Genomic DNA, 14,892 nt, shown 5'->3' with positions numbered 1-14,892 from the left:
GGCACAGACGGCCCTCACCCGCTCGTTCGGGGGCGCCTGCCCGGCCCGAAGGCCCGGCGTTAGGGTGGGGGGCCTGTTCACCGAGGAGGCCCAGTCATGGACTACGTCGCCGCACTCACCCCACCGCTCGTGATGGCGGTGGCATTCACGGCGCTCATCGTGACGATCGTCAAGACCCAGGGCGGCGCGAACAAGGCCAAGGAGGACGGCATCGTGGACGCCGCCATCTCCCGCGCCGAGGCGACCCGGCAGAAGCGCCGGAACTGACCGGTCCGAGCTGAACCGGTCCGGGCTGAACAGGTCCAGAACCGCTCCGGCTAACCAGCCGGGATGAACAGGCGGAGTGCGGGAGCTGATCCCCGCCGACCCCGCCCGCCTTCCGGGTAATTCCCTCGATTCGGACATTTTCCACTATTATTCTTCTGTGCCGAGGCCATTGGGAGAGCTGGAAGACGCCGTGATGACCCGGGTATGGCGCTGGAACCGCCCGGTCACTGTGCGGGAAGTCCTCGAAGATCTCCAGAAGGAACGCACCGTCGCCTACACGACGGTGATGACCGTAATGGACAACCTGCGTCAGAAGGGCTGGCTGCGGCGGGATCAAGAAGGCCGTGCCTATCGATATGCGGCCGTCTCGACTCGGGCTGCATACTCCGCTGCTCTCATGCATGAGGCATGGTCGGCCAGTGACAACCCCGCCGCGGCTCTTGTCGACTTCTTCGGGATGATGTCGCCGGAACAGACCGATGTCCTGCGTACCGCGTTGCGCGTCGTACATCTGAACGGTGTCCATCTCGATCCCCCCGCTGCGGGCGGCGAGGGCGAGGCTCGATAGCGTCCGTTCATGGCAGAACGCGCACCGCTATCACAGATCACCATCCGCAGGGCACGTACGGCCGATGTCCCGGCGGTGCGCCGGCTCATCGACGCCTACTCGCGCGACCGCATCCTGCTCGACAAAGCGACCGTGACCCTTTACGAGGACATCCAGGAGTTCTGGGTCGCGGAACGGGATGCGGACGCGGAAGTCGTCGGCTGCGGGGCGCTGCACGTCATGTGGGAAGATCTCGCGGAGGTTCGGACCCTGGCCGTGGACCCTTCCCAGCGCGGAACGGGTGTGGGTCATCTGCTGCTGGAGAAGCTGCTGCGTACCGCCCGGTGGATCGGGGTACGGCGCATTTTCTGCCTCACCTTCGAAGTGGACTTCTTCGCCAAGCACGGCTTCACCGAGATCGGCGAGACTCCGGTGGACGGGGATGTCTACAGCGAGCTGCTGCGTTCCCCCGACGAGGGCGTGGCCGAGTTCCTCGGTCTCGAACGGGTGAAGCCCAACACCTTGGGTAACAGTCGCATGCTGCTGCATCTGTGAACCGGGGACGGGCCGCCGCCACTTTGTCCGAAAGATCCCGCCAATCACTGCGGAGTCGCCAGTCAAACTCAGCACAGGGTTTGTGTTTCTCCCGAAAAAGCGGTTTGCTTTCCACGTCGGTATCTGTAATCCGTTATCCAAGACGAATGGGAGTAGCAGGTGGCACAGAAGGTTCAGGTTCTTCTTGTCGACGACCTCGACGGCGGCGAGGCGGACGAGACGGTGACGTTCGCGCTGGACGGTAAGTCCTACGAGATCGACCTCACCACCGCTAATGCGGACAAGCTCCGTTCCGCTCTCGAGCCCTATCTGAAGAACGGCCGACGTACCGGTGGCCGTTCCTCGCGTGGAAAGGGCAGCCGCTCCGGTTCCGCTTCCGGTAGCAGCCAGGACACCGCGAAGATCCGCGCGTGGGCCAAGGAGCAGGGTTACGAGGTCAATGACCGCGGTCGCGTTCCGGCCAGCATTCGCGAGGCGTACGAGAAGGCCAACGGCTGACGCATTCCGGCTCACCGGTCGACCCTGACCCCGATGGCCGTCCCGGTTCGGGAGGCCCCCGCGTGGCGGCCTCCCCAGGGATCCCGGCCCGGTCACCGCGGGGACCGGTGCCCGGGCGCTCGGGACTGAACTCACCTCACGGTGGAGCAACACCACTTTTGTCACGCTCTGTTGATATTTGTCACGTAACGTGCTCGCTCTACGGTGCTTTCCGGGAAGATGCCCGCCTGTTCGCCCTCAGCGGATGTGGGGCCCTGTATCCGGCCGATGCCGCATGGATTGTCGCACCGAGCGGGTAAGAAGGCTCTGACAGCCAGGAAGCCCCAGGTGGCAGGGGCGGAGCGGGGGTACTGAGTGACGGGTGCTACCGCAAGGCGAATCCATCGGTGCGGGGGTGTTCGCCTTCGGCGTAGTGGATCCAGGTGAATACGCCTGGCCTGCGGGAACATCGTCTCGCACCATCGGGTTGGAACTGTTGTCGGCTGTCCGGGGCAGGAGGCGCATGATCGACTGGGCTGGCGTCGGCAGTTGGAATGAGCGGTCCCCCGTTGCGGGACTAAGCTGCGGAAGGACAGCGAGGGGAGCGTCCCCTCACTGCCTGACCGCTCTGAGGAGCGATTAACGATGTTCGAGAGGTTCACCGACCGCGCGCGGCGGGTTGTCGTCCTGGCTCAGGAAGAAGCCCGGATGCTCAACCACAACTACATCGGCACCGAGCACATCCTTCTGGGCCTGATCCACGAGGGTGAGGGTGTCGCCGCTAAGGCACTGGAGAGCCTCGGGATCTCGCTTGAGGCTGTCCGCCAGCAGGTGGAGGAGATCATCGGACAGGGCCAGCAGGCGCCGTCCGGCCACATCCCCTTCACTCCTCGTGCCAAGAAGGTGCTGGAGCTTTCGCTCCGCGAGGCCCTTCAGCTCGGCCACAACTACATCGGTACCGAGCACATCCTGCTGGGTCTGATCCGCGAGGGCGAGGGCGTCGCCGCCCAGGTCCTCGTGAAGCTCGGCGCTGACCTGAACCGGGTCCGCCAGCAGGTCATCCAGCTCCTGTCCGGTTACTCCGGTGGCAAGGAAGCCGCCACGGCCGGCGGACCCGCCGAGGGCACGCCGTCCACCTCGCTCGTGCTGGACCAGTTCGGCCGCAACCTCACGCAGGCCGCCCGCGAGTCCAAGCTCGACCCGGTCATCGGGCGCGAGAAGGAAATCGAGCGGGTCATGCAGGTCCTGTCCCGTCGTACGAAGAACAACCCCGTGCTCATCGGTGAGCCCGGCGTCGGCAAGACCGCCGTCGTCGAGGGGCTGGCGCAGGCCATCGTCAAGGGCGAGGTGCCCGAGACCCTCAAGGACAAGCACCTCTACACCCTCGACCTGGGCGCGCTGGTCGCCGGCTCCCGTTACCGCGGTGACTTCGAGGAGCGCCTGAAGAAGGTGCTCAAGGAGATCCGTACGCGCGGCGACATCATCCTGTTCATCGACGAGCTGCACACCCTTGTCGGCGCGGGCGCCGCCGAGGGCGCCATCGACGCGGCGAGCATCCTCAAGCCGATGCTGGCCCGCGGCGAGCTGCAGACCATCGGTGCCACGACGCTGGACGAGTACCGCAAGTACCTGGAGAAGGACGCGGCCCTCGAGCGCCGCTTCCAGCCCATCCAGGTCGCGGAGCCGTCGCTGCCGCACACCATCGAGATCCTCAAGGGTCTGCGCGACCGGTACGAGGCGCACCACCGCGTCTCCATCACCGACGCGGCCCTGGTCGGCGCGGCCACGCTTGCCGACCGCTACATCTCGGACCGCTATCTGCCCGACAAGGCCATCGACCTGATCGACGAAGCGGGCTCGCGGATGCGCATCCGCCGGATGACCGCGCCGCCGGACCTGCGCGAGTTCGACGAGAAGATCGCGAACGTGCGCCGGGACAAGGAGTCCGCGATCGACTCGCAGGACTTCGAGAAGGCCGCCTCCCTCCGTGACACGGAGAAGCAGCTGCTGGCCGAGAAGGCGAAGCGGGAGAAGGAGTGGAAGGCCGGCGACATGGATGTCGTCGCCGAGGTGGACGAGGAGCTCATCGCCGAGGTCCTGGCCACCGCCACCGGCATCCCGGTCTTCAAGCTCACCGAGGAGGAGTCCAGCAGGCTCCTGCGTATGGAGGACGAGCTGCACAAGCGCGTCATCGGCCAGGAGGACGCCATCAAGGCGCTCTCCCAGGCGATCCGGCGCACCCGTGCGGGCCTCAAGGACCCCAAGCGCCCCGGTGGCTCGTTCATCTTCGCCGGCCCCTCCGGCGTGGGTAAGACCGAGCTGTCCAAGACGCTGGCCGAGTTCCTCTTCGGGGACGAGGAAGCACTGATCTCCCTCGACATGTCGGAGTTCGGCGAGAAGCACACCGTCTCGCGGCTCTTCGGCTCCCCGCCCGGCTACGTCGGCTATGAGGAGGGCGGCCAGCTCACCGAGAAGGTGCGCCGCAAGCCGTTCTCGGTCGTCCTGTTCGACGAGGTCGAGAAGGCACACCCGGACATCTTCAACTCGCTGCTGCAGATCCTGGAGGACGGTCGGCTGACCGACTCCCAGGGCCGGGTCGTGGACTTCAAGAACACGGTCATCATCATGACGACCAACCTCGGCACCCGGGACATCTCCAAGGGCTTCAACCTCGGCTTCGCCGCACAGGGCGACACCAAGGCCGGCTACGACCGGATGAAGGCCAAGGTCAACGACGAGCTCAAGCAGCACTTCCGGCCCGAGTTCCTCAACCGTGTCGACGACACCGTCGTCTTCCACCAGCTGACGCAGGACGACATCATCCGCATCGTCGACCTGATGATCACGCAGGTGGACGAGCGGCTGAAGGACCGCGACATGGGCATCGAGCTCAGCACCGAGGCCAAGGAGCTGCTCGCCAAGAAGGGCTACGACCCCGTGATGGGTGCCCGGCCGCTGCGCCGGACCATCCAGCGCGAGATCGAGGACGTGCTGTCGGAGAAGATCCTCTTCGGCGATCTGCGCCCCGGTCACATCGTGGTCGTGGACACCGAGGGCGAGGGCGAAGGCAAGACCTTCACCTTCCGCGGTGAGGAGAAGTCCGCCCTTCCGGATGCTCCCCCGGTGGAGTCCGCCGCGGGCGGCGGCCCCAACCTGAGCAAGGAGGCGTGAGGGCCCGGCGGCCCTGGCGCCAGAGAACGTGAGTGGGACCGGCCCTTCGGGGTCGGTCCCACTTGCGTTCCGGCCTCGTCTCGTCTTTCGGTGCTACGTCTTGTCTTTCGGTCTACGACAGGATGCGGATGCCGTCCGGCACCCCGTTCACCCGCGGTAGCCGCGGATTCACCCGCAGGGTCGTCAGCTGGGGAAAGGCGGCGAGCCAGTCCATCGGTACGCCGAGATCGTAGGCGAGCCACAGATGGGTGAGCTGCTCATGAACCAGCCCCTCCAGCAATTCGTCGGGTGTGAAGGGCCCGACGATCTGCACCCGTGCCCGCCCGCCCAGCTTCCGCAGCGCGGCCAGCTCGAACCGGTCGGAGACGGGGAAGAACAGCCCCTCGGGATCGAGGTGGGCGATGATCTCGTCGGCGTACCGATCGGTGTCGAAGCTCCGCCACCCCCGCGCCAGCTCGGCGCGCAGCTCCAGTGAGGCCCGGTTCCGCAACTGGGCGAGATAGTGGATCGCTGCGTCGTCGTTGATGCGGGTGACGGTCACCGCGAGGCGGTGGGCCTCCTTGTCCGAGACGCTGGAGGGGTCGGGCAGCATTTCCAGCACTATGGGCCCCACCCAGCCCAGGCTGCGGGCGCCTTCGAGGGTGGTGGGCCGCACCATGTTGCGGGTCTCGCGCCGGATGCGGGCATGGGTGGCCGGGTCGAGCTCCGTCACATGCTCCAGGCAGGCGGCAGCCAGCAGCCGCCGCCGGTTGCGCTGCATGCCCTTGCGGCCGGGTGCCAGCAGTCCGCCCAGCAGCCGTGCGCACTCTGCGGGACGGGAGTGGGCGACAGCCATGCGGATGACTTCCTCCCACTCCGCCTCGTGCGCATGGTCGAGCAGCATGTCGAAGGCGCCCTGTTCGACGGCTTCCTTCGCGGCGAGATAGTCCTGCACCGTGCGGTGGACGAACTCGACGGAACGGTCGGACTGTTCGCGCAGCAGTCCGGTGCGCAACAGCAGATGGTTGAAGATGTCCTTCGGCTGCCCCTGGCCGGCGGTGGAGGGGATGGCCGGCAGGTGCCGGGATATCTCCTCCAGCGCCTCCTCCATGGTCAGTTCGGCCCGCCGGTCGACCAGCATCCGGTAGGCCAGCTTGCGCAGCAGCCGCTCGCGGGCGCCCCGGCGCAGCTTGACCGCGTCCGCGTACAGCACCCGGCGCTCCGGGTCGCGGCGCTGGAGGAGCATCTCCATCGCGGCCTCGTACAGCTCCTTGCGGCCCTGCGGCAACGAGCCCGACCGGTCGCGGTTCAGCGCGCAGATCAGTCCGCACATCAGTGGGTTGGTGGCCAGCCCGCGCAGTTCGCGGTAGAGGGGGATGGAGGACAGCAGCTGGTCGCGGTACTCGGCCAGCTGCTGATGGTCCTTGCCCTCGTCGTCGGCGGCGGCCGTGTGCCAGGCGGTGATGAAGGCGGCGACCTGGTCGCGGCTCATGGGCGCCAGCGCCAGCTCGTCGAAGCCCTCGTCCGCCAGCCAGTTCGGTTCGACGGCGGAGGGGCGTGCGGTCACCAGGCAGAAGTTGCCGGAGTAGATCCGCATCAGCCGACGCAACTGGTCCCGCAGCGCTGCCCGTTCCGTCTCCGGCACCTCGTCGATGCCGTCGACCAGCAGCAGCCCGCGCTCCTCGGTGAGGACCCGCGCCACCCAGCCGTCGGGCGCCTGGTCGGCGAGCGGGTGGCGTACGGCCTGCAGGAAGTTGTCCGGGGAGGGGAAGCCCTCGCGTGCGAAGCGGCGTACCGGCAGCACGAGCGGAATCCGGCCGCGCAGCGACGCCAGCTCGGGCGGCAGCACATCGCGGGCCGCGGAGACGGCGAGCCACTGCACCAGCGTCGTCTTTCCGGAGCCGGCGACCCCGCGCAGCAGCACCCGCTCGTGTCCCCCCAGCGCGCGGTCGGCGGGCAGCACAGGCTCCCCGCTGTCCCCGTCGTGGTTCTCCTCCTGCCGCTCCGGGCTGGAGAACTCGGCGCTGAGGCTGAGGTAGGTGGCGTCCAGCGACCAGTTGTCCGGCGTGTTGGGGTTCGGCAGATCGATGCCGTAGATGGTCACGCGGTTGTACTGCTCGGCAATGGAACGGGCGTAGCGGGCCTCGAACTCGGCGTCCACGGCGGACGGCTCCGGACGGCCCCGTACGGCCTCCACATCGTTCAGGTCGATCAACTGTCGTATCCGGTGGGCGCGTTCCGGCATGCGGTCGGCGAGGACCGGCGAGCGGCGGATCAGCTGGTGCAGCAGGTGCAGACAGACGGTGACCAGCAACCGGTCGTGGAACCACGCCGCCTCCGGGCTCAGCTCCCGGTCCGCACCGGGCACCGCGGAGCGCAGCTTACGCGCGAAGTCCTGCGGCCCCAGCCGCACGGCCTGGACGTCCGTCGTATCGAGCTCACCGGTGATCCACAGCGTACGGGAGAGCACAGCGGCGACGGGTTCCTCGTCCTCGGGCGGCAGCCGGTAGGCGGGCGCCGTGAGCCCCACCAGCTCCTGGGCGAGCGACAGCAGCGTCTCGTACGACAGCGGCGGGTTCTCCCCGCGGAACGAGACGAGCCGCGCCAGCAGCTCCTCCTCGTCGGCCCGCGCCTTGTCGGGCGTGGCCTCCACGGGCAGCAGGAGCTGGCAGACGAGCGGATCGGCGACGGTCGAGGCGAGCCGGACGGCGGGGTCCATATGTGGGGACTCCCTGGCGAGGGCGACGGCGGTGGACTGGGTTGGCCTTCGATCGGCCTGTGCTGGACGGATGTTGACTGGTTGATGACCAGCGTAGGCCGTACGTGTGGCTCCGGTCACCCTGCGTTTGGCTCAGGCCCGGCGGGGAGGGGGCGTGATGGTCACCTCGATGTGAGGGGGGAGGGGGGTGAGGTCGAGGGGGCCCTTCGGTCGATTGATCACGATATGTCGGAGGCTCGGCAGTTCGGCCAGCGGCCCCAAGTCGAGATCGGTGGGCGGCTCCGCCAGGGCGAGGAGTTCCAGTGCGGGGAACGTGGTCGGTGACAGACGCATGCTGAATCCGGTGTCATCGAAAACCACGTGGAGCTCGGTCAGTTCCCCCAGCCGCGCTCCGGACACCCTGAGGTTCACCAGGTGGTGGGGCTCGCAGGTGAGCTGCCCGAAATGGGGAAGTTCGGCGAGCTCGGACCAGTCTTCCTCCGGAAGCCGGTGCAGCACTTTGAAGAGGTTCAGTGTTTCCAGGCTTCGAAGAGCTGAGATTCCACTGACACTGTCGGTGTGCGTGGGGAGCAGAAGGGTCGTGAGGTCGGTGAGATGGGCGATGCGTGAGATGCCCGGCCAGCGGGTGCCCTCGCGGAGGCCGAGCCAGCGAAGGCCGGTCAGCTCCTGAATGCCGTCCAGGCCCGCAAGCGTGCCGACGTCCCAGAGATACAGAGTCGTCAGCCGGAGCCGGCTCAGCGGGGAGAGATCCCGGACGGGACACTCGCGGATGTCGAGGTCGGTGAGGTTCGGGAAGTGCCGGAGGAAGTCGAGATCCTCCAGCGCCTCGTTGAAAGCGAGACTGAAGCGGGTCAGCTTGGTGCCCGATCCGTGGGCCCGTAGGAGGTCCGTCTCCGAGAATGTGCCCCGAACGCGCGAGGCACACCGCTCTCCCAGCCGGTGCAGCCAGGCCAGGTGCTCGTCTGTGCTCGCCGTCACCTGCACCCCCGGATCGTCGCGCAAGTGCGCGAGGATCTCCGTCGCGTAGGCGTCTGTGTCGAACCGGTCCCAGTGGCCTGCCAATTGCTGGAGCACAGCTGCCGAGGGGTGGTCAACGAATCGCTTCAGCAGCACGAGCGCCGCATCCGTGCCCATCTGCGCCGCGGTGTGGGCGACGGCCACCGATGCGTCCCCGTCCAGATCGCCGATCCCGGACAGCAGGTCCAGCACGACCCCGCCCAGCGGCACCAACATCCTGGCCTCGCCGATGTTGCGCGGCGGAATCAGCTCTCCCGCCCGCTCCTCCACGTCCGACCGCACCGCGGGGTCCAGCTTTGTGGCGTGCTCCAGGCAGGCCATCGCCAGCAGATGCAGCCGGGTCCGGCACTCCGGCTCGGCGTCCCCGCGCTCCACCAGCCCGCGCAGCAGTCGCGCCCGCTCATCGGGCCGGGCGTGGGCGACGGCCATGCGGACGACGTCCTCCCACTGGTCCAGATGGGCGTTCTGCACCAGCACGCCGAAGTCGCGCTCCTCGACGGCCGCCTTGGCGCCCAGGTAGTCCTGGAAGGTGCGGTGGACGAAATCGACTGCCCCGTGGGCCGGTTCCCGCAGCAGTCCGGAGCGCACCAGCAGGAAGCCGAAGATCTGCGCCGCGGAGCCCTGCTCCGCGACGTACGGCATGGCCGGCAGCATCCGCTCCACCAGTTCCACCGCGTCCGTCTGCGCCATTTCGGAGCGGCCGTTCCGGATCAGCCAGTAGGCGAGCTTCTGCAACAGCTCGACCTGGGACTCCTCGTCCAGTTCGAGGCTCGCCGGATGCGCTGTGTACACGGCGCGCTCCCGGTCGCGCCGCTCCAGCAGCATGGAAAGGGCCGCGTCGTAGAGGGGCTTACGGCCGCGTGGGAGGAAGCCGTGCCGCTCCCGGTGCAGGGCGCAGATCAGGCCGCACATCAGCGGGTTGGTGGCCAGCAGGGAGAGGTCTGATCTGGCGCGTACGGCGGTACGGAGGGACTCGGCGAGCTGCTGCTCGGCCTCGGCCGCCGTGTGCCAGCGGTCGATGAACAGGTTGATGTCGGCGGGGCGCATGGGGGAGAGGGACAGTTCGCTGAAGTCCTCGCGGCCCAGCCAGTCCTCCCGTACGGCGGAGGGCCGGGAGGTCACCAGGACAAGGTTGTCGGGGTAGGCCACTGTCAGGTCGCGCAGCCAGGTGCGGGTGCGGGTGCGTTCCTCTTCCGGCACCTCGTCGATGCCGTCGATCAGCAGTACTCCGCGCCCGGCCGCCAGCACGCGGTCGGCCCAGCCGTTCGGCTGTGCTCCGGACAGCGGACAGCCGACGGCGGACAGGAAGTCGGCCGGCGTCGGCAGTGCGGCACCCCCGCGCGTGAGCGTGCGCAGCGGCAGGACGAAGGGCACCCGGCCGATCAGATGGGCGAGCCGTCCGGTCAGCTCGGACTGGCGCGCTGTCGTGACGGCGAGCCACTGCACGAGCGTGGTCTTGCCGGAGCCCGCGATACCGCGCAGCAGTACCCGCTTGTGCCCGGAGAGTGCCTGGTCGGCGGGTTGCGGATCGCCGGAGGAGGAGTCGGTCGAAATGCCGCCCACATCGTCGAACGGGCCGGCGTGCTCGTTCGACGTCGCCTCCAGGCTCAGATACGCCGTGTCCAGCGGCCACTCGCTCGCCTGCTGGATGTCGATGCCGTAGATGGTGAGCGTGCGGTGCCGGTTGGCGATGTAGCGCGCGTACTGCTGCTCGAAACCGGCGTCCTGCGCGGACTGGGAGGGCACGCGCTCGATCAGTACGTCGATGAGGGTGACCAGGTCCCCCAGCTTGCGGCTCTGCTCGACCAGGGTGCGGGCGACAAAGGTGGAGCGCTGGGTGAGGAAGTGCAGGATGTGCAGGCAGGCGGTCTCCAGAACGCGCTGGTAGAGCGCCTCCTCGGCGGGGTCGCCGTCCGGCTGCGGACTGTGCATGGCCGCCTGCGCGTGCAGGGCACGGGCGAAGTCGGTGTGGCCGAGGCTGACCGCCTCCACATCGCTGAGGCCGATGTCCCCGAGTGCGTGCAGGGTGTCGGCCAGCCGGGTGGCCACGCGCTGCGCCTCCTCGGGCGAGGGCGCCTCGTGCGGCCCGATCTCCCGTACGGCGCGCCTGACCAGTTCCCCGGCGAGCTTTTCCAGCTCCCGCCGGCCCAGCTCACGCTTCTCGCCCCTGAAGGAGACGAGCCGGGAGACGCGTACCGGCCGGTCCACCAGACCCGCGCCCGCGCCCTCCGCCACGAACAGGCGTTTGACCAGCGGCGCCAGCACGCTGGAGGCGATGCGCAGCCCGACGACCCCCGCGTCCATCCGTAACCCCCCGTTCGGCCTCAACTCCCCGCAGTACGGGGCCGCGTACGGCGAGCAAGCGTAGAGGTGCCTGCGCGCCGCGTCGATGAGGGCCCCTCACTGTTCCGCCCGGGGCCCGAGTGAGCGGGGCCATATGAGCGGGGTCACTTCCGGCGGGCGCCGGCCGTGAGGTGCGGCACAGGCGTTCGAGGACGTACGAAGCGCGATAGGAGGCGCGGGGACCCGAACGGCGTCGGCGGGTGGGGTGGGGAACCAGCAGGGAGGGCCGAGTGACCTGGGTCTCTCGTGTTACTACGGGGCTCTTTAGTAATAACGGTCCTTGATGTCCGTTTTCTGGCGGGTTACCAAGGGGGCTGCGTCCGCTTCGAGGCGCGCTCCAGAACGTCCTCCCGGAGGTAGCACCCCTATGGCGATGTCTAGGACCACCAACCGTGCCAAGACCTACACGGCGCTGGCCGCCGGTCTCGGCGCGACGATGGCCCTGGGGGCCGGCACGGCGATAGCGGCCGCGAAGGCCGACGCCCAGCCCGACATCTTCGCGACCAGCACGGCGAACAGCCTTGCAAAGTCCACGCAGGCCCAGGCCGACGCACACCGTAAGGCTGCCGAGGCTGCCGAGAAGGCGCAGCAGCGCGCGGCCGAGGCGAAGAAGCGCGCCGCCGAGGCCAAGAAGCGCGCGGCCGTAAAGGCCGCCCGGGACGCCAAGCGCCTCGAGGTGTCGTGGGTCAAGCCGATCACGGACAAGTACGGGCTGAGCGCCGACTACGGCAAGGCCGGCGGACGCTGGGCGCACAACCACTCCGGCCAGGACTTCGCCGTGAACGTCGGCACCCCGGTCAAGGCCGTGCACAAGGGCACCGTCGTCAAGGCGGGTCCGAACGGCGCGGGCGACGGTCCGGCGTACGGCAACGCCATTGTGATCCGGCACGACAACGGTGCGTACTCGCAGTACGCGCACCTGTCGCAGGTGAACGTCGCGCCCGGTCAGCAGGTCAAGACCGGCCAGACCATAGCCAAGTCCGGCAACAGCGGTAACTCCTCCGGCCCGCACCTGCACTTCGAGATCCGTAAGGGTCCGGACTACGGCACGGCCGTCGACCCGGTGAGCGCGATGCGTGCGGTGGGCGTCACCTTCTGACCCCGAGGCGCCTCACCGCGTGCCGAAGCGCCTCGCCCTGTGCGGGAGCGCCTCACCCTGGCGCAGTAGTGCGGCAGCTCATGCCGAGATGCCGCACCTCGCGCCGCGAAGACACCGCCGATATCGCCTGAGCCCCGGTATCGGCGGCACCTCCGGCCAGGGGACGTGCCGGAGGTCGGCAGCAACGCCCGTCACTCAGTGGCGGGCGTTGCCCGTTTCCGGGCCCGGCTGCGGCGCGGAGGCGTGGTGGGCGGCGGTGACCAGCTCCTGGGCCACCTCCAGGGCCGCCTTGCGCTTCTCCTCGGGATCGGCGTTGCTGGCCTCCAGCGTGAAGAGCGCGGAGTGCATCGTGAACAGGGCGGATGCGCAGCGCACCTGGTCGGTGAGGGCGGCGTTCTCGTCCTTGACCAGCTGGAGGAGCGTGAGGATGCGCGTCTTCATCTGCTCGCCGATGGACAGCTCGCGCAGCGCGGCCTGGTTCTCGTGCATGAACCGCATGAGTGGTGTGGCGTTGCCGATACACGTGCTGTAGCGGCTGAGGATCTCCAGCTTCGTCTCCAGCGTGGTCGGCCGGTGTGCCTCCGCCCAGGCGATCACCTCGTCCGCCGGGCCCAGTACCAGGTCCTCGAAGAGGCTGGTGACCAGGTCTTCCTTCGTCTTGAAGTGGTAGTACAGCGCGGCTTTGGTGACGCCGAGCTGCTCGGCGATCTCTCTGAGCGAGGTCTTCTCGTAACCGCGCTCAGCGAACAGCTCCAGGGCGACGTCCTGGATGCGCTGACGGGTGTTTCCCCTGCTCATGCCTACCCCTTCAGAACTTACTTGACGCCCGGCTAGCAGCGCCCTACTTTATCCATCGTACTGAACTAGCCGTGCGGCAAGTAAGTGGCAAGCAAAGGGGAGTGGCCGCGCATGGGTGCGAGTGGCGCGACAAACGGGGCAGAGCAGGAAAAGGACGGCGACAAAGGCAAGGAAGAGTTGAGGCCAGGTCAAGGAGCGGCCAAGGGGGAGGCCGGCGCCGGACCCGCGGCGGAAGCCGGGGGACGCAAGCCGCGCAGTGTCCGCATGGTCCTGTCCTCCCTGATGATCGCGGTCCTGCTCGCGATGCTGGACAACATGATCGTGGGCACCGCCATGCCCACCATCGTCGGTGAGCTCGGCGGCCTCGAACACCTCTCCTGGGTCGTCACCGCCTACACCCTGACCACGGCCGCCTCGACGCCCATCTGGGGCAAGCTCGGGGACATGTTCGGGCGGAAGGGCGCCTTCCTCACCTCGATAGTCATCTTCCTCGCCGGCTCGATGACCTCCGGTGCGGCCCAGACGATGGGCCAGCTCATCGGCTTCCGCGCCCTTCAGGGGCTCGGCGCGGGCGGGCTCATGGTCGGCGCCATGGCGATCATGGGCGACCTGATTCCGCCCCGTGAGCGCGGCAAGTACATGGGCATGATGGCCGGAGTGATGTCGCTTGCCATGATCGGCGGCCCGCTCGTCGGCGGCACGCTCACCGACCACCTGGGCTGGCGCTGGGCCTTCTACATCAACCTGCCGCTGGGCGCCGTCGCGCTCGCGATGGTCGGTACCGTCCTGCATCTGCCGAAGAAGCGCACCGAGGGCCGTATCGACTACACCGGCGCCGTGCTGCTGACCGCGGGCATCACCGCGGCCGTGCTCGTCACCAGCTGGGGCGGCACCGAGTACGACTGGGGCTCGGGCACCATCATCGGCCTCGCGGCGCTCGCCGTGGTGGCGCTGATCGCCTTCCCCTTCGTCGAGCGCCGGGTCACCGAGCCGATCCTGCCGCTGCGGGTCTTCCGGAGCAGCAACTTCTCGCTGGTTGCCTTCATCGGCTTCCTGCTCGGCTTCGTGATGTTCGGCTCGATGACCTTCCTGCCGCTCTACCAGCAGAGCGTCCAGGGCGCCTCGGCCACCAACTCCGGGCTGCTCCTGCTGCCCGTCCTGCTGCCGATGATGGTCGTCTCCGTGGTCACGGGCCGCGCCACCACCAAGACGGGGAAGTACCGCATATATCCCATCGTCGGCGGCGCGCTCATACCCGTCGGCCTCTTCCTGCTGGCGCAGATGGACGTCGGCACCAGCAGGCTGACCTCCGGCCTCTACATGGCGGTGCTGGGCTCCGGTATGGGCTTCCTGATGCAGCTGACCATGCTCATCGCGCAGAACAGCGTGGAGCTCAAGGACATGGGCGTCGCCTCGTCGACGACCACGCTCTTCCGCACCATCGGCGGCTCCATCGGCGTCGCCCTGATGGGCACCATCTTCGCGCGCCAAGTGGAGGACTCGATGCGGGAGAGCGCCGCAGCGGGCGGGCAGTCGGGCGGCGGAGCCGCCTCCAAGATCGCCGACGGCGGCGCCCAGCTCGACGCCGCCTCCCTGGAGAAGCTGCCGGAGCAGGTGCGGGCGGCGTACGAGCACGCGGTGGTCAACGGCACCCACGCCGTCTTCCTGCTCGCCGCTGCGGTCACGGTGCTGGCCTTCGTCGCCGCGTGGTTCATCAAGGAGGTCCCGCTCAAGGACGCCGCCGCCCAGAAGCCGCAGGAGCCGCAGGACGAGGCCCCTTCGGGGCAGGCCGCCGAACCGGGCACTGCCGACCCGCGGACCGCTGAAGCACCCGGCCCTGACACCACGGCGGACAAGCCGGCCGGAGCCGAAGGGCGAGCCGGCGTCGGAGCCTGAGAGGGCGAGCCGGTTTCCCTCCGG

The 14,892-nt window shown here is 68.4% G+C and carries 10 protein-coding genes; 7 read left to right on the top strand and 3 right to left on the bottom strand.

Annotation, left to right across the window (positions count from 1 at the left end; translation table 11 throughout):
* The first annotated feature begins 96 nt into the window (after positions 1–96).
* The 5 genes from ACTWQF_RS22640 (at position 97) to ACTWQF_RS22620 (ending at position 5,017) form a co-directional block, all read left to right on the top strand.
* Positions 97–267 carry a hypothetical protein gene (locus tag ACTWQF_RS22640; protein ID WP_443246432.1) on the top strand — a complete coding sequence of 57 codons (171 nt, stop codon included), beginning with the start codon at positions 97–99 and terminating at the stop codon, positions 265–267.
* A gap of 157 nt (positions 268–424) precedes the next feature.
* On the top strand, positions 425–835 hold the full coding sequence (locus ACTWQF_RS22635) for a BlaI/MecI/CopY family transcriptional regulator (RefSeq protein ID WP_443281538.1): 411 nt from the start codon (positions 425–427) through the stop codon (positions 833–835).
* 9 nt (positions 836–844) lie between these two features.
* A complete protein-coding gene (locus tag ACTWQF_RS22630; RefSeq protein WP_443246433.1) occupies positions 845–1,369 on the top strand; it encodes an amino-acid N-acetyltransferase in 525 nt (174 codons plus the stop codon).
* A gap of 159 nt (positions 1,370–1,528) precedes the next feature.
* A complete protein-coding gene (locus ACTWQF_RS22625) occupies positions 1,529–1,867 on the top strand; it encodes a histone-like nucleoid-structuring protein Lsr2 (protein ID WP_099883326.1) in 339 nt (112 codons plus the stop codon).
* A gap of 624 nt (positions 1,868–2,491) precedes the next feature.
* Positions 2,492–5,017, top strand: a complete 2,526-nt coding sequence (locus ACTWQF_RS22620; RefSeq protein WP_443281452.1) for an ATP-dependent Clp protease ATP-binding subunit — start codon at positions 2,492–2,494, stop codon at positions 5,015–5,017.
* Between the two features lie 112 nt (positions 5,018–5,129).
* Here the strand turns inward: ACTWQF_RS22620 and ACTWQF_RS22615 are convergent, their stop codons facing one another.
* Both ACTWQF_RS22615 and ACTWQF_RS22610 read right to left on the bottom strand, forming a co-directional pair.
* Positions 5,130–7,715 carry an NACHT domain-containing protein gene (locus tag ACTWQF_RS22615; RefSeq protein WP_443281451.1) on the bottom strand — a complete coding sequence of 862 codons (2,586 nt, stop codon included), beginning with the start codon at positions 7,713–7,715 and terminating at the stop codon, positions 5,130–5,132.
* A gap of 132 nt (positions 7,716–7,847) precedes the next feature.
* The gene (locus ACTWQF_RS22610; protein WP_443281450.1) at positions 7,848–11,036 is read right to left on the bottom strand and encodes an NACHT domain-containing protein; all 3,189 of its coding nucleotides are present in this window, start codon (positions 11,034–11,036) and stop codon (positions 7,848–7,850) included.
* 406 nt (positions 11,037–11,442) lie between these two features.
* On the opposite strand from ACTWQF_RS22610, the gene ACTWQF_RS22605 reads away from it, so the two are divergent.
* The gene (locus ACTWQF_RS22605; RefSeq protein ID WP_443281449.1) at positions 11,443–12,174 is read left to right on the top strand and encodes a M23 family metallopeptidase; all 732 of its coding nucleotides are present in this window, start codon (positions 11,443–11,445) and stop codon (positions 12,172–12,174) included.
* A 195-nt stretch (positions 12,175–12,369) separates the two neighbouring features.
* Here ACTWQF_RS22605 and ACTWQF_RS22600 read toward each other — a convergent pair whose 3' ends face one another.
* Positions 12,370–12,972, bottom strand: a complete 603-nt coding sequence (locus ACTWQF_RS22600; RefSeq protein ID WP_443281448.1) for a TetR/AcrR family transcriptional regulator — start codon at positions 12,970–12,972, stop codon at positions 12,370–12,372.
* Between the two features lie 111 nt (positions 12,973–13,083).
* Here ACTWQF_RS22600 and ACTWQF_RS22595 point away from each other — a divergent pair, with 111 nt between their 5' ends.
* Positions 13,084–14,868: an MDR family MFS transporter gene (locus tag ACTWQF_RS22595; RefSeq protein WP_443281447.1), complete on the top strand. Its 1,785-nt coding sequence runs from the start codon at positions 13,084–13,086 to the stop codon at positions 14,866–14,868.
* The last annotated feature ends 24 nt before the right edge of the window (positions 14,869–14,892 follow it).

This window comes from Streptomyces sp. 8N114, assembly GCF_052245835.1.
In the GTDB taxonomy this organism is placed as follows: Bacteria; Actinomycetota; Actinomycetes; order Streptomycetales; family Streptomycetaceae; genus Streptomyces.
This window is presented reverse-complemented; position numbering and strand designations above follow the sequence as displayed.